The sequence below is a fragment of the Streptomyces sp. NPDC014727 genome (genome assembly GCF_043083485.1).
Lineage (GTDB): Bacteria > Actinomycetota > Actinomycetes > Streptomycetales > Streptomycetaceae > Streptomyces.
Window position 1 is genome coordinate 92,026 of record NZ_JBIBYR010000017.1, and the last position, 19,745, is coordinate 111,770.

General features: G+C 70.5%; 22 protein-coding genes and 1 pseudogene. 16 read left to right on the forward strand and 7 right to left on the reverse strand.

Annotated elements, in window-relative coordinates:
- Positions 1-91 precede the first annotated feature (91 nt).
- The 9 genes from ACF1B9_RS25220 to ACF1B9_RS25260 all read left to right on the forward strand — a co-directional run bounded on the left by ACF1B9_RS25220 (position 92) and on the right by ACF1B9_RS25260 (position 7,627).
- Complete coding sequence (locus ACF1B9_RS25220) at positions 92-1,114, forward strand: ABC transporter substrate-binding protein (protein ID WP_391744158.1); 1,023 nt, start codon at positions 92-94, stop codon at positions 1,112-1,114.
- A 21-nt stretch (positions 1,115-1,135) separates the two neighbouring features.
- Complete coding sequence (locus ACF1B9_RS25225) at positions 1,136-2,158, forward strand: NrtA/SsuA/CpmA family ABC transporter substrate-binding protein (protein WP_391744157.1); 1,023 nt, start codon at positions 1,136-1,138, stop codon at positions 2,156-2,158.
- Entirely contained in the window at positions 2,155-2,985 is an 831-nt protein-coding gene (locus tag ACF1B9_RS25230) for an ABC transporter permease (RefSeq protein ID WP_391744155.1), read from the forward strand. Before ACF1B9_RS25225 ends, ACF1B9_RS25230 begins: the two co-directional genes overlap by 4 nt.
- On the forward strand, positions 2,982-3,746 hold the full coding sequence (locus ACF1B9_RS25235) for an ABC transporter ATP-binding protein (protein ID WP_391744154.1): 765 nt from the start codon (positions 2,982-2,984) through the stop codon (positions 3,744-3,746). Before ACF1B9_RS25230 ends, ACF1B9_RS25235 begins: the two co-directional genes overlap by 4 nt.
- Positions 3,747-4,634, forward strand: a complete 888-nt coding sequence (locus ACF1B9_RS25240; RefSeq protein WP_391744153.1) for an ABC transporter substrate-binding protein — start codon at positions 3,747-3,749, stop codon at positions 4,632-4,634. It begins immediately after the preceding gene.
- 4 nt (positions 4,635-4,638) lie between these two features.
- The gene (locus tag ACF1B9_RS25245; protein ID WP_391744151.1) at positions 4,639-5,712 is read left to right on the forward strand and encodes an LLM class flavin-dependent oxidoreductase; all 1,074 of its coding nucleotides are present in this window, start codon (positions 4,639-4,641) and stop codon (positions 5,710-5,712) included.
- Positions 5,713-5,883: 171 nt separating this feature from the next.
- The gene (locus ACF1B9_RS25250) at positions 5,884-6,684 is read left to right on the forward strand and encodes a VOC family protein (protein ID WP_391744149.1); all 801 of its coding nucleotides are present in this window, start codon (positions 5,884-5,886) and stop codon (positions 6,682-6,684) included.
- Between the two features lie 73 nt (positions 6,685-6,757).
- Positions 6,758-7,012: a WhiB family transcriptional regulator gene (locus ACF1B9_RS25255; protein ID WP_351072723.1), complete on the forward strand. Its 255-nt coding sequence runs from the start codon at positions 6,758-6,760 to the stop codon at positions 7,010-7,012.
- A 114-nt stretch (positions 7,013-7,126) separates the two neighbouring features.
- The gene (locus tag ACF1B9_RS25260; RefSeq protein ID WP_391744147.1) at positions 7,127-7,627 is read left to right on the forward strand and encodes a tetratricopeptide repeat protein; all 501 of its coding nucleotides are present in this window, start codon (positions 7,127-7,129) and stop codon (positions 7,625-7,627) included.
- 86 nt (positions 7,628-7,713) lie between these two features.
- Here ACF1B9_RS25260 and ACF1B9_RS25265 read toward each other — a convergent pair whose 3' ends face one another.
- From ACF1B9_RS25265 to ACF1B9_RS25280, 4 genes are all read right to left on the reverse strand, one after another.
- Complete coding sequence (locus tag ACF1B9_RS25265) at positions 7,714-8,688, reverse strand: acyl-ACP desaturase (protein ID WP_391744145.1); 975 nt, start codon at positions 8,686-8,688, stop codon at positions 7,714-7,716.
- 237 nt (positions 8,689-8,925) lie between these two features.
- The gene (locus ACF1B9_RS25270) at positions 8,926-11,217 is read right to left on the reverse strand and encodes an ATP-binding cassette domain-containing protein (protein ID WP_391744143.1); all 2,292 of its coding nucleotides are present in this window, start codon (positions 11,215-11,217) and stop codon (positions 8,926-8,928) included.
- 165 nt (positions 11,218-11,382) lie between these two features.
- Positions 11,383-11,574 (reverse strand): hypothetical protein, encoded by a 192-nt coding sequence (locus ACF1B9_RS25275; RefSeq protein WP_391744142.1) that lies wholly within the window; start codon positions 11,572-11,574, stop codon positions 11,383-11,385.
- Positions 11,575-11,585: 11 nt separating this feature from the next.
- Positions 11,586-12,437 (reverse strand): helix-turn-helix domain-containing protein, encoded by an 852-nt coding sequence (locus tag ACF1B9_RS25280; RefSeq protein WP_391744140.1) that lies wholly within the window; start codon positions 12,435-12,437, stop codon positions 11,586-11,588.
- A 221-nt stretch (positions 12,438-12,658) separates the two neighbouring features.
- On the opposite strand from ACF1B9_RS25280, the gene ACF1B9_RS25285 reads away from it, so the two are divergent.
- A complete protein-coding gene (locus ACF1B9_RS25285) occupies positions 12,659-13,063 on the forward strand; it encodes an ATP-binding protein (RefSeq protein WP_391744138.1) in 405 nt (134 codons plus the stop codon).
- 124 nt (positions 13,064-13,187) lie between these two features.
- On the opposite strand, the gene ACF1B9_RS25290 is transcribed toward ACF1B9_RS25285, so the two are convergent.
- Entirely contained in the window at positions 13,188-13,604 is a 417-nt protein-coding gene (locus ACF1B9_RS25290) for an SsgA family sporulation/cell division regulator (protein ID WP_391744136.1), read from the reverse strand.
- Positions 13,605-13,788: 184 nt separating this feature from the next.
- Between ACF1B9_RS25290 and ACF1B9_RS25295 the strand changes: the two genes are divergently transcribed.
- A complete protein-coding gene (locus tag ACF1B9_RS25295; protein ID WP_391744135.1) occupies positions 13,789-14,904 on the forward strand; it encodes a WD40/YVTN/BNR-like repeat-containing protein in 1,116 nt (371 codons plus the stop codon).
- A 66-nt stretch (positions 14,905-14,970) separates the two neighbouring features.
- Here ACF1B9_RS25295 and ACF1B9_RS25300 read toward each other — a convergent pair whose 3' ends face one another.
- Positions 14,971-15,270: a YciI family protein gene (locus tag ACF1B9_RS25300; protein WP_391744133.1), complete on the reverse strand. Its 300-nt coding sequence runs from the start codon at positions 15,268-15,270 to the stop codon at positions 14,971-14,973.
- Positions 15,271-15,366: 96 nt separating this feature from the next.
- Between ACF1B9_RS25300 and ACF1B9_RS25305 the strand changes: the two genes are divergently transcribed.
- Together ACF1B9_RS25305 and mmpA are read left to right on the forward strand one after the other, a co-directional pair.
- Positions 15,367-16,044 carry an endonuclease V gene (locus ACF1B9_RS25305; RefSeq protein WP_391744131.1) on the forward strand — a complete coding sequence of 226 codons (678 nt, stop codon included), beginning with the start codon at positions 15,367-15,369 and terminating at the stop codon, positions 16,042-16,044.
- 57 nt (positions 16,045-16,101) lie between these two features.
- On the forward strand, positions 16,102-16,245 hold the full coding sequence (gene mmpA / locus ACF1B9_RS25310) for a morphogenic membrane protein MmpA (RefSeq protein ID WP_376283779.1): 144 nt from the start codon (positions 16,102-16,104) through the stop codon (positions 16,243-16,245).
- A 56-nt stretch (positions 16,246-16,301) separates the two neighbouring features.
- Here the strand turns inward: mmpA and ACF1B9_RS25315 are convergent.
- A pseudogene (locus ACF1B9_RS25315) lies at positions 16,302-16,881 on the reverse strand (saccharopine dehydrogenase); the annotation flags it as partial.
- 390 nt (positions 16,882-17,271) lie between these two features.
- Here ACF1B9_RS25315 and ACF1B9_RS25320 point away from each other — a divergent pair.
- Genes ACF1B9_RS25320 through ACF1B9_RS25330 form a run of 3 tightly spaced genes read left to right on the forward strand, consistent with a single transcriptional unit; the run spans position 17,272 to position 19,719 of the window.
- Positions 17,272-18,414 (forward strand): CaiB/BaiF CoA transferase family protein, encoded by a 1,143-nt coding sequence (locus ACF1B9_RS25320; protein ID WP_391744129.1) that lies wholly within the window; start codon positions 17,272-17,274, stop codon positions 18,412-18,414.
- Positions 18,414-18,560 carry a hypothetical protein gene (locus ACF1B9_RS25325; RefSeq protein WP_391744128.1) on the forward strand — a complete coding sequence of 49 codons (147 nt, stop codon included), beginning with the start codon at positions 18,414-18,416 and terminating at the stop codon, positions 18,558-18,560. The genes ACF1B9_RS25320 and ACF1B9_RS25325 overlap by 1 nt, the downstream gene beginning before the upstream one ends.
- Before the next feature lie 16 nt (positions 18,561-18,576).
- Positions 18,577-19,719, forward strand: a complete 1,143-nt coding sequence (locus tag ACF1B9_RS25330; RefSeq protein ID WP_391744127.1) for an acyl-CoA dehydrogenase family protein — start codon at positions 18,577-18,579, stop codon at positions 19,717-19,719.
- Positions 19,720-19,745: the final 26 nt, after the last annotated feature.

Below are 19,745 nucleotides of genomic sequence, written 5' to 3' on the forward strand. Positions count from 1 at the left end.
CGGGTCCTGTCGCCGTACGCGGTGCCACATCCCCGAAGTACCTCCGCACGCCCTGACTCCATCCCCTTCACCGACCTCTCGGGAAGACTCCATGACGCATGCCGTCCTGCCCAGGACGCTCTGGTTCACCCGCTGTCCCGTCCCCACCGCGACCGGCATCGCCGCCGACCGGCAGTGGCTCACCGAGGAGTTCGCCCCCGAAGGCATCACGGTGCGCTCCCTCCAGGACTCCGCACCCGACGCCGACCGGGCCGCCCACTTCACCCATGCCCTGCCGGGCCTCTTCCGCGAGGGCGGCAACGTTCCCGCCCTGTGGGCCCGTTCGCGCGGCGAGCGGACACGGCTGATCGGTCTCACCTGGATCGAGGAACGGCAGACCGTACTCGTCGGGCCCGGCTCCGGCATCAGGGGCGTCGAGGCCCTGCGCGGGCTACGGCTCGCCGTTCCCGCGCACGACATCGCCATCGACTTCTGGCGGGCCATGGCCCTGCGTGGATTCGAGGGCGCGCTCGCCGGTGCCGGACTCGCACTGGACGACGCCACACTCGTCGACGTCCCCGCGGCGGAACACCAGGGTCAGTGGGCGGCCGAGCTGGCGGCGCTGCGACGCGGTGACGTCGACGCCGTGTACGTGAAGGGCGCACTGGCCGTCGAGGCCGCACGGCGGGCGGGCGCCGAGATCGCCGTCGAGCTCGACGAACTGCCCGACCGCCGGTTCCGGATCAACAACGGCACCCCGCGCCCCGTCACCGTCCATCAGCAGCTCCTCGACGACCACCCCGATCTCGTCGACCGCTTCCTCGCCGTCCTGCTCCGGGCTGCCGACTGGGCCGCCGGACAGCCCCGCGAGGTCGCCCGGATCCTCGGCGCCGAGACCGGGGCGGGCGCCGACGGTGTCGCCGGGGCCTACCGGCCGGGCACCCACCTGACCCTCCATCCCGATCTCTCCCCGGAACGCCTCGCCCTCCTCGCCGGACAGGAGGCCGGGCTGCGCGCCCACGGCTTCCTGCCCGAACCCGTCGACGTCACGGACTGGGCCGACCCCGAACCGCTGCGCCGTGCCACCGCACTCGCCCGCAGGCACCCCGCCGCCTGCGCACGTCCCGCCCCCTGAGCCACGAGGACCCCCAACGCCATGAAGCTTCCCCGACCACTGCGTACGGCCGTCGCCCGCGCGCTCCTCGCCACCACCGCACTCCTCGCCCTGACCGCGTGCGGAACCTCCGGGGCCGACAGCGGCAGCGGAGGATCCGGTGCCGGGGGCACGGTGGACATTCGCATCCCCGACCCCGGCAACTCCGGCGTGCTCGCCCTCGGCAAGAAGGACGGCAGCCTCGACAAGGCGCTCGCCGAGGTCGGTGCCAAGGTGCGGTGGACCGGCAGCGCCGGGCCCTTCGCCCCGGCCGCCCAGGCGATGAACGCCGACCAGCTCGACATCGCCACCGGCTCCATCACCTCGGGCATCACCTCGCTCGCCCAGCGCCCCGGATTCAAGTTCTTCACCGCCGTCGACCCGGATGCGGCGGGCGAGGGCATCCTCGTCAAGAACGGCTCCGGCATCGCATCGGTCGCCGACCTGGTCGGCAGGAAGGTCGCCGTCAACCAGGGGGGAACCGGCGAATACCTGCTGCTGAAGGCGCTCGCCGAGGCCGGTGTCCCCGCCGACAAGGTCGAGCGGGTCCATCTGCGCCCCGACCAGACCGCCGCCGTCTTCAACGCGGGCAAGGTCGACGCCTGGGCCGTCTGGGCGACCTACGCCGTCGCCGAAATCGGCACCGGCAAGGCGCACTTCGTCGCCGACGGCGCCGCGATCGGCTCCGACAACTACAGCCTCAACGCCGTACGCACGGGCTTCGCGGAGCAGCACCCGAAGGTCGTGAAGGCGCTCTACCAGTACCTCCACGACGCCAGTGCCAAGGAGAAACAGGACCCGGACGCGTACCTCAATGTCTTCACGGACGTGGGACCGACCGCCGTCACCGGCAGGGCGAAGCAGGTCCAGACCGACTTCACCCGCAAGGGCGGCACGGTCGGGCCCATCGGCCCCGAGGACATCAAGCGCTTCGAGGCCGTCGCCGCCTTCTGCGCCGAACAGAAGGTCACCACGACCAAGGTCGACATCGCCGCCCACCTCCTCGACATCGAGAAGCTGAAATGAGCGACGCCGCCCTGCATCCGGGCCTCGTCCGACCGCGCCCCCAGCGGCGCCGGGCACGCAGCCGGACCTGCTCCCTGACCGTCCGGGTACTCGGCCCGGTCGCCCTCCTCGCACTCTGGTGGGTGGCATCAGCCACCGGGCTCCTCACCCCCGACGTACTGGCATCCCCCGTCGAAGTGCTGCACGCCGTGGGCGAGTTGTGGGGCAACGAGCAGCTGCCCGACGCGCTCACCACCTCCCTCACCCGCTCCGGACTCGGACTCCTCATCGGGCTCGCCGCCGGGCTGGCCCTCGGGATCACCACCGGATTCACCCGCCTCGGCGACGAACTCCTCGACTCCTCCCTCCAGACCCTGCGCACCATTCCCTTCCTCTCCCTGGTTCCCCTGTTCATGGTCTGGTTCGGGATCAACGAGACGGCGAAGGTCCTGCTCATCGCCGTCGCCACCACCTTCCCGATGTACGTGTCGACATCGAGCGGAGTGCGCAACACCGACCCCAAGCTCGTCGAAGCCATGCGCAGCTTCGGCATGGGCCGGCTCGCCCTCGTACGCGAAGTCGTCCTTCCCGGAGCCCTGCCCTCCCTGCTCGCCGGACTGCGGCTCTCCATGACGCTCAGTGTCATCGCGTTGATCGCCGCCGAGGAGATCAACGCGACGGCCGGCATCGGCTACCTGATGTCCCAGGCACAGAGTTACGCCCGCACCGACATCCTCGCCGTCTGCATCCTCCTCTACGGGCTGCTCGGCCTCACCGCCGACATCGTCGTGCGGCTGCTGGAGTGTGTGCTGATGCCCTGGCGCACCCCGCAAGGAGCCCGCCGATGACCGACTTGACCCCTGCACCGGCGGTACGGGTACGCGGACTGCGCCGCGTGTTCGGCGACCGCGCCGTGCTCGACGGCCTTGGACTGGACATCGCACGGGGCGAGTTCGTCGCCCTGCTCGGCGCCAGCGGTAGCGGCAAGACGACGCTGCTGCGCATCCTGGGCGCACTCGACGGCGCCGACGAGGGAGAGGTCCTCGTCCCCCGGGCACGCACCGTCGTCTTCCAGGAGCCCCGGCTCGTGCCGTCGAAGAAGGTCCTCGCCAATGTGACGGTGGCGCTGCCGCGCGGCCGTTTTGGGCACGGGCTGCGGGCCCTGGCCGAAGTCGGTCTGGAACGGCACGCCGACGCCTGGCCCGCCACCCTCTCCGGCGGTGAGGCCCAGCGGGTCGCACTCGCCCGCGCCCTGGCCCGTGAACCCGAACTGCTCCTGCTGGACGAGCCGTTCGCCGCACTCGACGCCTTGACCCGGCTGAGGATGCAGGACCTGGTGGGGGAGCTGTGCCGCAGACACCGGCCCGCCGTCCTCCTCGTCACCCATGACGTCGACGAAGCGGTACGGCTCGCCGACCGGGTCGCCGTCCTGCGCGACGGCCGGCTCGTCACCGACGAGCCCGTCACCGTCGACCGGCCGCGCGACCCCGGCGAACCCGGGTTCTCGGCCCTGCGCCGACGACTCCTCGACGATCTCGGGGTCGAGACGACCCCGCGCCCCTCACATCCCTCGACCCCACCCGAACGCACCGAAGCCGGAGTGATCTGAATGACCATCACCATCGGAGTGCACAGCAGCAATCCGTCCCTCTACCACCTGTACCACCTCTCCCGGCTGGGCCCGGCCCAGGAGGAACTGGCCCCGCTCGGCGAGAGCGTCGTCTTCCACCCGTACACCAACGGCGTCCGCACCGGCGAGCTCCTCAGCCAGGGCGTCATCGACTTCGGCGGCACCGGCTCCACCCCGCCGGTCACCGCCCAGGCGGCGGGCCACGACATCGTGTACACCGCCGTCTCCGCCCCGCGCCCCGAACACGGCGCGCTCCTCGTCCCCGAGGACAGCCCCGTACGGACCGTCGCCGACCTCGAGGGCGCCACCGTCCACCTCGCGATCGGCTCCTGGCAGACCCATCTGATCGCCAAGGCGCTCGACGACGCCGGGCTCTCGTACGCCGACGACATCACCGCCGCCCGCAGCGGCGACGACAGCGAGGAGCTGCTGCGCACCGGTGCCATCGCCGCCTGGGTCGCGCAGGGCGGCCGGCTCGCCGCGGCCCGCCGCACCGGAGGGCTGCGCACCCTGATCCGTACCGGCGACGTCATCACCGACCGTTCCGTCTTCTTCGCCCGCCGGGACCTGGCCGAAAGCCGGCCCGAGATCATCGAGGCGCTCACCCGCGCCCTGCGGCGCGCCGACGACTGGGCGGCGGCCCATCCCCGACAGGCCGCCGAGATCGCCGCCGCCGACCTCGGCGGATCCGCCGACGACTGGGAGACCGCGCTGCGCACCCTGCCCTGGAGGATCGAGCCCGTCACCGACGCCTTCATCGCCGAGCAGCAGGAGGCGGCGGACATCTTCCACCGCACCGGCTTCATCGACCGGCCGGTCACCGTCGCCCACGCCCGCGCCGGTGCCCTCGCCGACAAGGCGGCGTGACCACATGGCGACCGAAGTCCTCTGGTACATCATCCCGCGCGAAGGCGCCTACCCCTGGGAGCCCGAAGGGCGGCGGCCGGTGGATCTCGGCTACCTCGCCCAGCTCGCCGGTACGGTCGAACGCCTCGGCTACAGCGGTGCGCTGCTCGCCACCGACCTGTACGACGTCTGGCCCCTCGGCAGCGCGCTCGCCGCCTCCACCAGCACCAGGTTCAAGCCTCTGCTGGCCGTCCACCCCGGCCTGATCTCACCCACCCTGCTCGCCAAGATGGCCCTCAGCTTCGACACCCTCTTCGGCGGCCGGCTCCGCTTCAACGTCGTCAACGGCTCGACCCAATCGCTCCAGGAGTACGGCCTCCACGTGGAGCACGACGAGCGGTACGAGCTGAGCGCCGAGTACTGGTCGATCGTGAAGCGGCTGACCGCCGGCGAGGTCTTCGACCACAAGGGCCGCTTCTACGACCTGAAGAACGCCGGTGCGTCCTTCGGGGAGCTGAAACCGGTCCAGGAATCGCATGTCCCGCTCTGGTTCGGCGGCTCCTCCGCCCCCGGTATCGAGATGGCCGCCGAACACGTCGACGTCTTTCTGACGTGGGGCGAGCCCCCGCACCTGCTCAGGGAGAAGCTGGAGCGGGTCAGGGCACGCGCCGCCGCCCACGGCCGCACGCTCAGGATCGGACTGCGTCTCCACCTCATCGTCCGCGACACGCAGGACGAGGCATGGGCGGCGGCCGACCGGCTCCTCGACGTGACGAGCGACGCGACGTACGCGCGCCAGGCGGGCGACCGCGCGGGAGAGGACGGCGTGGGCTGGCAGCGCCAGTTCCGCCAGCACGGCGGCAGGGTCCCCGCCCGCGCCCGGGAACTGGAGGCGCACCCCAACATGTGGCCGGGCATGGGCCTCTTCCGTCCCGGCCCCGGCACCGCGGTCGTCGGCTCGACGGCCCAGGTGGTCGAGCGCCTCAAGGAGTTCGAGGAGCTGGGCGTCGACACTTTCATCCTCTCCGGCAACCCGCTGCTGGAGGAGGCCTACCGGGTGGCGGAGACCGTGCTTCCGGCACTGGGGGTGAAGAGCTGAGACACGGCGGCCTGCGCTCCGTACGGTGGCCGACGGGTCACCGTACGGCGTAAGGCACCGCGGCACGTCCGGCGGGCGCGGGCTGCGGTCGTCAGTGCCCGGTGCGAGACTCGGAACGTCGGGAACGACGCGCCTGCGCCGCGAGAACGGGCCGCATCGAAGGAGCTCACCATGCTCACCACCCGTTTTGTCACCGGAGCGCCCAACTGGATCGATCTGGGCACGCCCGACCTCGCCGGGGCCATCGCGTTCTACACCGGCCTGTTCGGCTGGGAGTTCCTGGCAGGGGGCCCGGAGACCGGCGGTTACGGCATGTTCACCCTGGACGGGAGGACGGTCGGGGGCGCGAGGGAGGTCACCGAGGAGCAGGCGAAGCCGTCCTGGTCGGTGTATTTCCGGTCACCGGACGCCGATGCCACGGCGCAGGCGGTCGAGCGGGCCGGCGGCAGCGTCCCGTTCGCCCCGAGAGACGTTCTGGACTTCGGCAGGAAGGCCGGTTTCAAGGACCGGTCGGGGGCGTTCTTCGGTGTCTGGCAGCCGAAGGAGAAGCCCGGCCTCGGCACCGTGGGGGTCGCGGGCTCCTTGTGCTGGGTCGAGCTGTACACCCCGGACGTCCCGGCGGCCGCCGCGTTCTACGGCGCCGTGTTCGGATGGGAGACCGGGCTGACACCGTTCCCGGGAGGCGGCGGGTCCTATACGGTGATCCGGACCGGGGCCGGCGGGCAGGAGGCCGGTTTCGGCGGCCTGGTACCGCTCAACACCGTTGCGACACGCGCGGTCGCCGGACCGCACTGGCTGCCGTACTTCGAGGTCGAGGACTGCGACGCCGCCGTCGCGGACGTGGAGCGGCTGGGCGGCAAATCGACACTGGAACCGCTGGAGGTGGCAGGCGTGGGCACTTTCGCCGATGTCGCCGATCCGGAGGGTGCGGAATTCGCCCTGATCAAGAGTGCGCCCGCGCCGGGAGAGTGACCGGAAGCCACCGGCGCGCCGCATTGATGAAGCGTTGATCAGTCGTTTATCGCGACCGGGCACGGTGGGGTCCATGCTGATCAACACCGCGGCCGACCCCGCGCTCGCCTGGCAGGAGACGGCGCTGTGCGCGCAGGCGGGGCCCGAGTTCTTCTTTCCTGCTCCCGGCAGCTCCACACGTGAGGCCAAGCAGCTCTGCAATGCCTGCGAGGGGCGCGAGGCGTGCCTGGAGTACGCCCTCGCCAACGACGAGCGCTTCGGCGTATGGGGCGGCCTCTCCGAGAAGGAGCGGGAGCGGCTGCGCAGAACGGGTCGCGACCGGGCCTGAACCCGCCCCGACCGCGCAACGGGCCGCCGCGACCGGGGCACCGGCCGCACCCACGCGTGCGGGCCGCCGGTCCCCGCAGCCGGACAGGCCGCGCCGGCCTGGGAGAATGTCCGCATGAACGATCACGACAGGGCCGCTCTGCTCGCGACGGCCGTACGCCTGCGCACCGAAGGGCGTGCCGAAGAAGCGCGACAGCGACTGCTCGTCCTCTGCGCCGCCTTCCCCACGGATACCGAAGTGGCCTACCAGACCGCCTGGGCCCACGATGTGCTCGGTCTGGAAGCGGAGGCTGTGCCGTTCTACGAGCGCTGTCTGGACGGGACCGGCCTGTCGGAGGAGGACCGCAGGGGCGCGCTGCTCGGTCTCGGGAGTACGCATCGGGTGCTCGGACACCATCAGAGAGCCGTCGAGGTGCTGCGCGGCGGTGTCGCGGAGTTCCCCGACGACGGGGCGTTGCGGACCTTCCTCGCCATGGCCCTCTTCAACACCGGCGAGCATCACGAATCCAGCCGGCTGCTGCTGGAACTGCTCGCCGCCACCAGCGAGGACCCGCACGTGCGCCAGTATCGACGCGCTATCGAGCACTACGCGCAGGATCTGCACGCGACGATGTGAGCCGGCCCCGGGCGCCCGGCCCCGGCCGCTGAACAGGATGGCCGACATATGGCCCGTCCAGCGGCCCGGGAGCGACGGACGGGGCGTCAGGCCCCGGCGCGCGCGGCCATCCGTGCCTTGCGGGCAGCGAGCTTCTCGTCGAACTTCGCCGCCTCGCTGTCCAGACCGCCCATGTACAGGCCCAGCTCCTCCTGCGCCCGCAGCCCCTCGGGGCCCAGACCGTCGATGCTGAGGACCTTCAGGTAGCGAAGCACCGGCTGGATCACGTCGTCGTGATGGATGCGCATGTTGTAGATCTCGCCGATCGCCATCTGTGCCGCGGCCCGCTCGAAGCCCGGCATGCCGTGACCGGGCATCCGGAAGTTGACGACGACGTCACGTACGGCCTGCATGGTCAGATCCGGGGCGAGTTCGAAGGCCGCGCCGAGGAGGTTGCGGTAGAAGACCATGTGCAGGTTCTCGTCGGTCGCGATCCGCGCCAGCATGCGGTCGCAGACCGGGTCGCCCGACTGATGGCCGGTGTTGCGGTGCGAGACGCGGGTGGCCAGCTCCTGGAAGGCGACGTACGCCACGGAGTGCAGCATCGAGTGACGGTTGTCGGACTCGAAGCCATCCGCCATGTGCGCCATCCGGAACTGCTCCAGCTTGTCCGGGTCGACGGCGCGCGAGGTGAGCAGATAGTCGCGCATCACGATGCCGTGCCGGCCCTCTTCCGCGGTCCAGCGGTGCACCCAGGTGCCCCAGGCGCCGTCACGGCCGAAGAGGGAGGCGATCTCGTGGTGGTAACTGGGGAGATTGTCCTCGGTCAGCAGATTCACGACCAGCGCGACCTTGCCGATGTCGGTGACCTTCGACTGGTCGGCCCGCCAGGCCTCACCGTCCTCGAAGACGCCCGGGAAGTTCCGCCCGTCGGAGAACGGCACGTACTCGTGGGGCATCCAGTCCTTGGCGACCTTGAGATGGCGGTCGAGCTCCTTCTCCACCACCTCTTCCAGGGCGTGGAGCAGCTGGGCGTCGGTCCACGCCCGGGGACTGCCGAGGTGGGGAGCGGTGATCGTCACGGGGACTCCTGGGGACGGGAGAAGTACCTACGGGAACGTAGGTTACGAGACCGTAGGTTAAAGCGGCAGTAAGGCCACCGCCAAGCCGGCCCCCGCGATGCCCGATTACGTATCGTTATGTACGCAGGTCGTGAGGGGCGGAGGCTGTCACTCCGCCCGACTGTGGGGCGTGCCGGATCTCCCTCGGATGCACGGATGGTGGGGCGCGCCGGGGCGGGTGGACCCGCGAAGGCGCTCTCACCCGCCGTCGCCCGGGTGCGCCGACCCCAGGTCCCGGCGCAGGTGTTCGGCCGTGAACGAGGTGCGATGGGCGAGCAGCGTCGTCGGGGTCCCCTCGAAGACCAGCTCGCCGCCGTTCCTGCCGCCCTCCGGGCCGAGGTCGATCACCCAGTCCGCGCGTTTGAGCACATCGAGGTTGTGCTCCACGCAGATCACGCTGTTGCCGCCCTCGACCAGCCGGTCCAGCAGTTCGACGAGCGTGCCGGTGTCCGCCATGTGCAGTCCGGTCGTCGGCTCGTCCAGGACGTAGACGCTGCCCGTGCGGTGGAGCCGGGTGGCGAGCTTGATGCGCTGGCGCTCACCGCCGGAGAGCGTGCTGAGCGGTTGCCCCAGCGTCAGATAGGTCAGGCCGACGTCGTCGAGCGTGCGCAGCTTCCGCAGCAGCGCCGGGTCGTCGAAGAGCTCGGCCGCCCGCGCAGCCGTCATCTCCAGCACATCGACGATGGACGCGCCACCGACCCGGTGCTTCAGCACGTCGTCGTGGAAGCGCCGCCCCTCGCAGACCTGGCAGGTGGTGGTCACCGGGTCCATGAAGGCGAGATCGGTGCAGATGATGCCGCGTCCCGCGCAATGCCCGCACGCCCCGGAGGAGTTGAAGCTGAACATACCCGGATCGACGCCGTTCTCCCTGGCGAAGATCTTGCGGATGGAGTCCAGCGCGCCGACGTACGAGGCCGGGGTGGAGCGGGACGACGCGGTGATCGCGCCCTGGTCGATCACCACCGCGTCCGGGTACGCCGCCGTGAACACCCGGGAGACCAGTGTCGACTTCCCGGATCCGGCGACCCCCGTCACGACGGTCAGCACGCCCTCGGGGAACGCCACGTCCACCCCTTTGAGGTTGTGCAGCGCGGCGCCCGTCACCGGCAGCCACCCGGTGGGGGAGCGGACGGTCTCCTTCAGCGGCATCCGGCGGCGCAGGCACCGGCCGGTGAGGGTGTCCGCCTCGCGCAACCGGTCCACCGGGCCTTCGAACACGACGTGTCCGCCGTCGCTGCCCGCTCCCGGCCCCATGTCGACGATGTGGTCCGCGACGGCCATCACGTCCGGGTCGTGCTCGACGACGACGACCGTGTTGCCCCGGTCGCGCAGCCGTACCAGGAGATCGTTCAGCCTGCCGACGTCGCGCGGATGGAGGCCCACGCTCGGCTCGTCGAAGACGTACGTCAGCCCGGTCAGCGAACTGCCCAGGTGCCGGACCATCTTGAGCCGCTGTCCCTCCCCGCCCGACAGGGTGGTGGTCTCCCGGTCCAGGCTGAGATAGCCGAGGCCGATGCCCACCAGACGCTCCAGCCGTTCGCGTGCGGCCGAAGCGATCGGACCGGCCACCGGATCGTCGATCCGGGCCAGGACCTCCACCAGATCGGCCACCTCCATGTGCCCGTAGTCGGCCACGGTGAGCCCATCGACACGGGTGGCGAGTGCCGCGGCGTTCAACCGCGCGCCACCGCAGGACGCGCACACCGACTCCGTGGTGAATCGCAGGGCGGCCTCGCGCCGCCGTTCGGAGAGCGCCTCGGTGTCCCGTTTCAGATGGAGCCGGGTGAACCGCTCGGCGATCCCCTCGAACCGCATGTCGGCGGATTTCGACTTCAGCTGCAGCTGTACGGTGAATCCTCCTCCGTGGAGCAGGAGCCGGAGCTCTTCCTCGGTGAAGTCGGCGAGCGGCTTGTCGTTGTCGAAGCGTCCCGAGCCCGCGTACAGCTGCCATTCCCAGCTGCCCACCGAGAGCCCCGGCAGCAGCAGCGCACCCTCGTTGAGCGACTTCGTGAGGTCGATCGCCCGGTCGATGTCGAGACGGACCGTGCGCCCCACACCGTCGCACTCCGGGCACATTCCCGCGGGATCGTTGAAGGAGTACGCGGTCGCAGGGCCCGCACTCGGTGTCCCATACCGCGAGAACAGCACCCGGATCACCGACCAGATGTCGGTCATCGTGCCGACGGTGGAGCGGGCGTTGCCGCCGATCGGCTTCTGGTCGACGACCACCGCCACGGAGAGGTCGTCGATGGAATCGGCATGGGGCCGCTCGTACTTCGGCAGCCTGTTACGGATGAACCAGGGGAAGGCCTCGTTCAGTTGGCGCTGCGACTCCACGGCGATCGTGTCGAAGACGATCGACGACTTACCCGACCCGGAGACTCCGGTGAAGACGGTGATCCGCTCCTTGGGGACGGTGAGGGAGACATTGCGCAGATTGTTCGCGCGTGCCCCGGTGATGACGATGCTCCGGTCCTGTTTCCGATCCATGCGCCCGAAGCTAACGGCGATACCCGACAGCTTCTGTCCGGATTTGCCGGGCGGGTGGAATCTTCTCCAGGACCGCACGCGCGGGCCCCGCCGGCGGAGCGCTCAGAGTTGTCGGCGTACTCGGAGCAACGCGTGCGGGGACAGGGGCACGGCGGGGCGGAACGGTCAGAGCAGATGGTCCGCCGCGCCGGACTTCACCGCGGAGATCAGCGCCCGCAGCGCCTCCATGGAGTCGCTGACATAGGCTCCGGTGTCCGTGGTGCTGCCGATGTACGCCCTGCCCTGGTCGTCGAGCCCGAAGCGGAAGCAATTGGCGCCTTCGCTGCAGAAGGCATCGTCCCAGCAGATGTCGGTCATGTTCTCTCTCCTCAGAGGTCCTGTGCTATGGATCGGATGAAGTCGCGCGATTCCTCGACCGGCAGCGCCAGCGTACGCAAACGCTCCAACAGGCCCCGGTACCGCCGCAGTTGCATGTCCGAGTCCAGCAACATCGAACCGTGTGAGGAGTCGAGCTGCACGGTGTCGAGCTGGGGTACCGCGGCGCCCACATACGTGAACGACTGGCCGGCGCCCGGGAAGCCGCCGGCGGTGAACGGGATCACCCGGACCGTGATCCGGTCCCGCTCGGACTGGTCGACGATGTGGTCCAGCTGCGCTCTGGCCACCTTGGGCCCGCCGAACTGCATGCGCAGCGCCGCCTCGTGGACGATCGACTCGTACAGCGGTGGCCGGTCCCGCCTCAACACCTCCTTGCGGCGCAGCCGCAGGGAGAGCCGGGCCATCAGGTCGGGTCCGGGCAGTTGCGGATCGGCCGTGTCGAACACCGCTCGGGCGTGTTCCTCGGTCTGCAGCAGGCCGGGGATGTGCGTGGTGGTCGATGTCGTCAACTCCACTGCGTGATATTCGAGTTCGGCGATGTCGAGCAGTCCGGGCAGCAGCATTCCACGATGCTCCTCCCACCATCCCCGGGACCGCTCCTGGGCGATCTCGGCGAGCAGGTCGACCAGGCCGGTGTCCGGGCAGCCGTAGTTGAAGGCGAGGGTGCGGACCCGCTCGGCGCTGATGCCGAAGCGGCCGGATTCGATGTTCGGGATGCGGGTGCGGTCGACGCCCAGCAGGGCGGCGGCCTGCTGCACCGACATTCCCGACTGCTCGCGCAGCTTGCGCAGTTCGTGCCCGAGGCGCTGCTGCCGGGCGGTCGGGGTGCTTCTGGGCGGCACGGCAAATGTCCTTCCGAGGGGGTGGGTTGAGCGAAACGACCGGAAAGACACAAGTAGTAGCACTGTGCTCCGGTGTGCGCTACGGTCGGTAGCGCAAGTCTCACACGGGGCGACCATGCCTATGTGTGATCGTTAACACAATTACCGGAAATGTGAGCATCTTGATGAAGGGCGCACTGCGTTGTCTTCCGGCCCTCACGTCGGCCGGCCCCCATCCTCCGGTGGCGGACAACCTCAGCTATTCGTTCGCACTGCCGGGCGGCGCCTTCTGCGCCGGTCTCGCACGAGGTGCCGTGGGTGAGCTCCTCACCCGGCACGGGCTCGCGGAATTCCGTGAAACAGCCGTCCTCGCCGCTTCCGAACTGGTCGCGGCCGCCTATCGGTTCACCCCGGACCGGGAGATGCTGCTACGGGTGCACTGGCAGTTCGACGCGCTGCGCGTCACCCTCTACGACCAGCATCCGTCCCACGGCTCGACCGAGAAGTCCGAGACATGCCGGGAACGCCGGAGCGAAAGCATGTGGCTGCTGGCGGCCGCGGTCGATGCGCACGGCGGGGACTGGGGACTGGCCCCGGCGCTGACCCCGTCCGGCGGCTGCAAGACCTGGGCCTTACTCCACCACTGACCCCGTCGCCGACCGTTTCTCACCGTGCGTGCCCGGCGCCCCTCGGCCGCGATGTCACCACCACTCCCGCCGGGTGAGAGCGTCACCGGCGCCGCATGACAACGCCTCCTCGCCCGACGTCCGGTCAGCAGGACCCGTCGAGCAGATGGGTCAGACTCCGGTCGAGGTCCAGGAACCGGTGCTCGTCGCCGGCCGGCACCAGTTCCTGCGCCCGCTCAAGGAAACGACGCAGCTCCGCGGTGCGGACGTGGACCATCGCGATTCCCTCGTCGGCATGGAACTCCAGGACGGTCCGGTCGTATCCGAACGGCCTGATGCGCACGTCCCCGACACCGGCGGCCGTGTCCATTCCGGCGGCGAGCAGTTCGCGGGAGAACTCCCACGACACCTCGGTGCCTTCCAGGGTCGCCGTCGCGGGGAACGCCATGCGCACGGCGAACGGATCCCTCCGGTCGTACTGCAGAGTGGCGGGAAGGGTCTCCATCCGCGGTGCGGATGCGACCATGCGGGCCTGCACGGACTGCTCGATGACGGTGGACAAGACCTGCTCCCTTTCTCGGCCGGACGAACGGCTCACGGCACTGATGGAGACGACGCAATCGCCTCATCCGTGCACCGGAGGGTGGCGTGAGTTGCATCACCGCATGCCGTCGCACCGGTCACGTGCCCGAATCCGGCCGACGCACGCTGGACGGCGTGCGGCTCGTGGGCTAGCTTCCAGCGCCATGAGGGCCAAGGGAAAGACGAGACGACTGATGTCATGGGGGCTCAGTGCCGTGGCGCTGGCCACCGCACTGGCCACGCCGGCAGCCGCGGCGACACCGGGGGAGTGGCGCCGGCCAGGCGGTCCAACGGCCTGGAAGCTCACCGTGACCGGGACCGACGCCCGCTTCCGCGGACTCGCCGCCGTCAGCCGTCGTACCGCCTGGGTCGCCGGCTCGAAGGGGACGGTGCTGCGCACCACCGACGGCGGCCACCACTGGCGCGATGTGTCACCGCCCGGCGCGTCCCAGGAGGCGCTGGAGTTCCGTGACATCGAGGCGTTCGACACCCGTCGGGCGGTGGCGCTGGCCATCGGGGAGGGCGAGGCCTCCAGGGTGTTCCGCACGGACGACGGGGGAGCCACCTGGACGGAGTCGTTCCGTAACACCGACGCCCGCGCCTTCTACAACTGCCTCACCTTCTTCGACAGCAGGCACGGACTCGCGATGAGTGATCCCGTGGACGGCAAGTACCGCATCCTGTCGACCGAGGACGGCGGCCGGAGCTGGCGGGTGCTGCCCAGCGCGGGCATGCCGGACGCCCAGGCCGGTGAGGCGGCGTTCGCCGCCAGTGGTCAGTGCCTGGTCGCATCGGGGCCCAAGGATGCCTGGCTGGCGACCGGGGGCGCCGCCACCGCACGGGTGCTGCACTCCGCCGACCGCGGGTTGACCTGGACCGCGGCCGAATCGACGATCCCCGCCGGCGACCCGGCACGCGGTGTGTTCGGACTGGCCTTCCGCGACCGCCGCCACGGCATCGCGGTCGGCGGCGACTACCGGGCCGACCTGCCGTCCCCGCACGCCTCGGCGGTGACGGGCGACGGCGGTCGCAGCTGGCAGCCGTCCGCCAACCCGCCGTCCGCCTACCGCTCGGGCGTCGCCTGGCTGCCGCACAGCAGGTCGGGCGCGCTGGCGGTCGGTCCGACCGGTACGGACCTCACCGCGGACGGTGGTCACACCTGGCGCACGGTCGACACGGGGTCGTACGACACGGTCGACTGCACATCGGACGGCGGTTGCTGGGCCGCAGGCGAGAAGGGACGAGTGGCGCGCGGGGGGATCCGGGGCGCCGGCGGCTGAACGGGGCCGGTCGGGTCGCGGCAGTGACCCGTTCGGTGATCGGGAAGGGCGGGGCCCGGGTATCCGTTACCCGGGCAACTGCTCGCGGTACGGAGCGAGTTCGTCCGAGGTCTTCGTCGCGATGAACTCCATGATCCGGTAGGCGCACACGCCCTGCGCGGTGAACGGGTCCTCCGCCACGATCCGCTCGATCCGCGCGCGATCACCCCCGACCGCCAGGATCACCCCGCCGTCGCGCGGGTTCTTGCGGCCCGACGCGATGAACACCCCCTCCGCGTACTGTGCGTCCAGCCAGGCGACATGGTCCGGCAGCAGCGCGTCGACGCGCTCGACGGGTGCGGTGTAGGTCAGCTCCAGTACGAACATGATCGTCAGGCTACGGCACGAGCGCGAAGCCGATCCGGCCCCGAGGCACGCGAGCCCGGCGTGATCCGAACGAGAGGCCCTAGACTCGACAGCACTATGGCAACCCTCCAGGCGCCCGCCGACGAAGTCGAAGCCCGCGCGATCCAGGACTCCCTGCGCCCGCGGGTGGTGCTCGACGAAACGGGCCCGCCGCCCGGCGCCGGCAGGGTCACCGGGGTCGATGTCGCCTACGACGACGCGCGCGATGTCGTCGTGGCGGCAGCGGTCGTGCTCGACGCGGCAACGCTCGACGTGGTGGCCGAGGCCACCGCGGTCGGCCGGATCACCTTCCCCTACGTCCCCGGACTCCTCGCCTTCCGAGAGATCCCTACCGTGCTGGACGCGTTGGAATCGCTTCCCGTCGACCCCGGACTCGTGATCTGTGACGGCTACGGGCAGGCGCACCCGCGTCGTCTCGGACTCGCCAGCCATCTCGGGGTGCTCACCGGACTCCCGGTGATCGGCGTCGCCAAGAACCCGTTCACCTTCTCGTACGAGCAGCCGGGCAGCCGCCGGGGCGACTGGTCGCCGCTGCTCGACGGCGAGGAGGAGGTGGGCCGGGCACTGCGCACCCAGGACGGTGTCAAGCCGGTCTTCGTGTCCGTCGGACACCGGATCGGCCTCGACAACGCCTGCGCCCACACCCTGCTCCTGGCCCGCGACTTCCGCCAGCCGGAGACCACCCGGAGGGCCGACGCACTCTGCCGCCGGGCCCTCGGGGAAGCGACCGCCTGAGTATCTGAGTATGTGTATGGATAACGCCCACCGATCATGACGGGCAGACTGGTACACATGACCGAACATCGAACGTCCACGCGACCAGGAACCGTCTATCTCGCCCAGCGCCGGGTGGCGGTGGGAATGACTCTCGGCATGCTCGCGGGAGTGGTGTGGGCCGTGTCGATGATCTGCACACTGGTGGCCTGGGCGCTCTGAGCCACCCCTGGGCGCGGCCGCCCTCCGACCGCCCGGACCGCCCCGCCCCGTCCCGCTCAGCGAGCCGCCGCGACCCGGAACCGCAGTCGCCGCGCGCAGCCGCCCCAGCAGCGCGTCACCTATCGCGACGGCTTGTCGTGACCTGCCCAGATGTCGACGGGAGCTCGTCCAGGGCGAGGCAGAGCGCGGACTGTGCGAGCATCTTCGCCGTCTCGTCGTAGCCGGGGTCGCCGCCCCGACACCTCGGTGAACACCCGGTGCCCGCCGCCTTCGCCGACGAAGCGCACGGTGAACCAACTGCGCCGCCTGCGCTCCGCGTCCGGCCCCCGCCCCGGCTCGTACCGGTCCATCAGCCAGGACCGTGCCGCCGGAATCTTCGCCGCGCCCAGGAGAGCGGCGAGCATGGCCGTACCGCCCAGCGCCACCGGCAGATGCTTCACGGAGGCGGGGTTCGTGCAGTCCGCGTTCCCGCGCGGCACGCAGCATCCGGGGGCCGCGGCCCATCGCCGTGAGCGCGGACGCGAACGTACCGCCGGAGAAGACGGCGTTGCTGCGGACGAATCCGTCGATCGTCAGCGGAACGTCCCGCGGCAGTTGCCGGACGGTGAAGTACACCCCGAGGTCGTGCGGTACCGAGCCGCGCGCTGATCCACCACGGATTACGGGACAGCCCTTGGCGGAGGCGTTCGTGGCGGTGTGCCGCCGGGCGGCGATCGTGGGGGAGGATCCCGGAGAAGGAACCAGGACCGACCGGCACAGAGAGGCGGTGTCGTGGGGCCGATCACGCTCTCTCTCCGGGCCTGAAGGGCCAGGGGTCGTGGGCCCTTCAGGCCTTGTCGTCGGCCGACGAGGCTCCGCGGTGCCTCCCCGCTGTGCCCTGCAATCACGAGTACCGGTCCCGCTCCCTCTCCCACCCCGTCCGCCGGTCGGTCTAAGCGCTTGCTCGGCCAAAGGGGTTGTGCGGAGCCTGACGCGTTCTTAGCATCATCGCTGTTACATCAGTTGTGTCATACCGCTGGGGGCTAGATGGCAACGACGGAGCACGGCCCGCTCGCAGGCGTGCGCGTGGTCGAGCTGGCAGGTATCGGACCCGGCCCGTTCGCCGCGATGCTCCTGGCCGACCTCGGCGCCGATGTCGTCAGAGTCGACCGGCCCGGCGGCCCGGGGCTCGGCATCGACCCCGCGTACGACCTGACCAACCGCAACAAACGCTCCGTGCTCGTCGACCTCAAGGCCGGGGACGGCCCGGCCAAAGTGCTCGATCTGGTCGAGCGCGCCGACATCCTGATCGAGGGTTACCGGCCGGGCGTCGCCGAGCGCCTCGGTGTCGGGCCGGACGCCGCGCTGGCCCGCAATCCACAACTCGTCTACGGACGGATGACCGGCTGGGGCCAGGACGGACCGCTCGCCGAACGGGCCGGGCACGACATCGCCTACATCGCCCTCACCGGCACTCTCTCCATGATCGGCAGGCCCGGGGAGCCGCCCACCGTCCCGGCCAATCTGGTCGGCGACTACGCGGGCGGTTCGCTCTATCTCGTCGTCGGTGTCCTGGCCGCCCTCCAGCACGCCCGCACCCCGGGCGGCCGGGGTCAGGTCGTGGACGCGGCGATCGTGGACGGCGCCGCCCATCTCGCCACGATGGTCCACGGGATGCTGGCGGCCGGGGGCTGGCAGGACCGGCGCGGCTCCAATCTCCTGGACGGCGGCTGCCCGTTCTACGGCACGTACGAGACCGCCGACGGGCAGTACATGGCGGTCGGCCCGCTGGAGCAGCGGTTCTACGAGGAGTTCAGCAGGCTCCTCGGGATCGAGGACGAGGCCCCGGACCGGGGGGACACCGCCCGCTGGGACGAATTGCGCACGCTCGTCGCCGACCGCTTCAGGACCCGTACGCGCGCCGAGTGGACCGAGGTGTTCGAGGGCACGGACGCCTGCGTCGCCCCCGTCCTCTCGCTCCGTGAAGCGCCCGGTCATCCGCATGTCGCGGCCCGTGCCACCTTCGTCGAGCACGACGGGCTCACCCAGCCCGCCCCCGCGCCCCGTTTCTCCGCCACCCCCGTCTCCGTACGCAGCGGGCCCGCGCGGCCCGGCGCGGACACCGGGTCCGTCGCCGCCGACTGGGACGTACCCGGCCTCGCCGAGCCCCGGAAGGACACCACCGGCTGATGGCAACCACCTCGCCGCCGAACCCCACGGGCGGCCCGCGCGAAGCCTGTGACCGGGGCGCGACCGGTGCGGCCGTCCGTGCCCCGTACTCCCGCACCCCGCCCCTCGTCGCCCGGACCGGTGCGGGACCCGACGTCAGGAACTGACTCCAGGAGGCCCGCAGTGCAGCGGCAGATCTTCACCGAAGAGCACGAAGCGTTCCGCGGGACCGTCCGCACCTTCCTCACCAAGGAGGTCCTCCCGCACTACGAGCAGTGGGAGAAGGACGGCATCGTCTCGCGCGAGGCGTGGCTCGCGGCCGGCCGGCAGGGACTGCTCGGCCTCGCCGTCCCCGAGGAGTACGGGGGCGGCGGCAACACCGACTACCGCTACAGCGCCGTCCTCGCGGAGGAGTTCACCCGCGCCGGTGCACCCGGACTCGCACTCGGGCTGCACAACGACATCATCGGCCCCTACCTCACCGGCCTCGGCACCGAGGAGCAGAAGCGGCGCTGGCTGCCCGGCTTCTGCAGCGGCGAGACCATCACCGCCATCGCCATGACCGAGCCCGGCGCGGGCTCCGACCTGCAGGCCATCCGCACCACCGCCGAGGACAAGGGCGACCACTGGCTGCTCAACGGCTCCAAGACGTTCATCTCCAACGGCATCCTCGCCGACCTGGTGGTGGTGGTCGCCAGGACCACCCCCGAGGGCGGTGCGAAGGGGCTGTCGCTGATCGTGGTCGAACGCGGCGCGGAGGGCTTCGAGCGGGGCCGCAACCTCGACAAGATCGGCCAGAAGTCCCAGGACACCGCCGAACTGTTCTTCCATGACGTCCGCGTCCCCAAGGAGAATCTGCTCGGCGAGCGGAACGGTGCCTTCATCCATCTGATGACCAATCTGGCGCAGGAACGGATGGGCATAGCCGTCGCCGCGATCGCCGCCGCCGAACACCTGCTGGAGATCACCACGCGCTATGTGAAGGAGCGCGAGGCCTTCGGACGGCCGCTGTCCAAGCTTCAGCACATCCGGTTCGAGATCGCCGAGATGGCCACCGAGTGCACGGTCACCCGCACCTTCGTCGACCGCTGCATCGTCGAGCACTCCGACGGCGGGCTCGACGCCGTCCATGCCTCGATGGCCAAGTGGTGGGCCACCGAACTGCAGAAGCGCGTCGCCGACCGCTGTCTCCAACTCCACGGCGGATACGGATACATGGCGGAGTATCCGGTCGCGAAGGCATTCACCGACGGCCGTATCCAGACCATCTACGGCGGCACGACCGAGATCATGAAGGAGATCATCGGACGCTCGCTGCTCGCCTGACCTCTTTCGCACAACCACCCTCGAAA

What these genes read in the sequence shown, in the direction of transcription:
- ACF1B9_RS25220 (WP_391744158.1), top strand. Translation starts at nt 92, where the DNA reads ATGACGCATGCCGTCCTGCCCAGGACGCTCTGGTTCACCCGCTGTCCC.
- ACF1B9_RS25295 (WP_391744135.1), top strand. Translation starts at nt 13,789, where the DNA reads ATGAGGGCCAAGGGAAAGACGAGACGACTGATGTCATGGGGGCTCAGT.
- ACF1B9_RS25245 (WP_391744151.1), top strand. Translation starts at nt 4,639, where the DNA reads ATGGCGACCGAAGTCCTCTGGTACATCATCCCGCGCGAAGGCGCCTAC.
- ACF1B9_RS25270 (WP_391744143.1), bottom strand. Translation starts at nt 11,217, where the DNA reads ATGGATCGGAAACAGGACCGGAGCATCGTCATCACCGGGGCACGCGCG.
- ACF1B9_RS25240 (WP_391744153.1), top strand. Translation starts at nt 3,747, where the DNA reads ATGACCATCACCATCGGAGTGCACAGCAGCAATCCGTCCCTCTACCAC.
- ACF1B9_RS25275 (WP_391744142.1), bottom strand. Translation starts at nt 11,574, where the DNA reads ATGACCGACATCTGCTGGGACGATGCCTTCTGCAGCGAAGGCGCCAAT.
- ACF1B9_RS25230 (WP_391744155.1), top strand. Translation starts at nt 2,155, where the DNA reads ATGAGCGACGCCGCCCTGCATCCGGGCCTCGTCCGACCGCGCCCCCAG.
- ACF1B9_RS25260 (WP_391744147.1), top strand. Translation starts at nt 7,127, where the DNA reads ATGAACGATCACGACAGGGCCGCTCTGCTCGCGACGGCCGTACGCCTG.
- mmpA (WP_376283779.1), top strand. Translation starts at nt 16,102, where the DNA reads ATGACCGAACATCGAACGTCCACGCGACCAGGAACCGTCTATCTCGCC.
- ACF1B9_RS25255 (WP_351072723.1), top strand. Translation starts at nt 6,758, where the DNA reads ATGCTGATCAACACCGCGGCCGACCCCGCGCTCGCCTGGCAGGAGACG.
- ACF1B9_RS25235 (WP_391744154.1), top strand. Translation starts at nt 2,982, where the DNA reads ATGACCGACTTGACCCCTGCACCGGCGGTACGGGTACGCGGACTGCGC.
- ACF1B9_RS25320 (WP_391744129.1), top strand. Translation starts at nt 17,272, where the DNA reads ATGGCAACGACGGAGCACGGCCCGCTCGCAGGCGTGCGCGTGGTCGAG.
- ACF1B9_RS25325 (WP_391744128.1), top strand. Translation starts at nt 18,414, where the DNA reads ATGGCAACCACCTCGCCGCCGAACCCCACGGGCGGCCCGCGCGAAGCC.
- ACF1B9_RS25305 (WP_391744131.1), top strand. Translation starts at nt 15,367, where the DNA reads ATGGCAACCCTCCAGGCGCCCGCCGACGAAGTCGAAGCCCGCGCGATC.
- ACF1B9_RS25250 (WP_391744149.1), top strand. Translation starts at nt 5,884, where the DNA reads ATGCTCACCACCCGTTTTGTCACCGGAGCGCCCAACTGGATCGATCTG.
- ACF1B9_RS25225 (WP_391744157.1), top strand. Translation starts at nt 1,136, where the DNA reads ATGAAGCTTCCCCGACCACTGCGTACGGCCGTCGCCCGCGCGCTCCTC.
- ACF1B9_RS25300 (WP_391744133.1), bottom strand. Translation starts at nt 15,270, where the DNA reads ATGTTCGTACTGGAGCTGACCTACACCGCACCCGTCGAGCGCGTCGAC.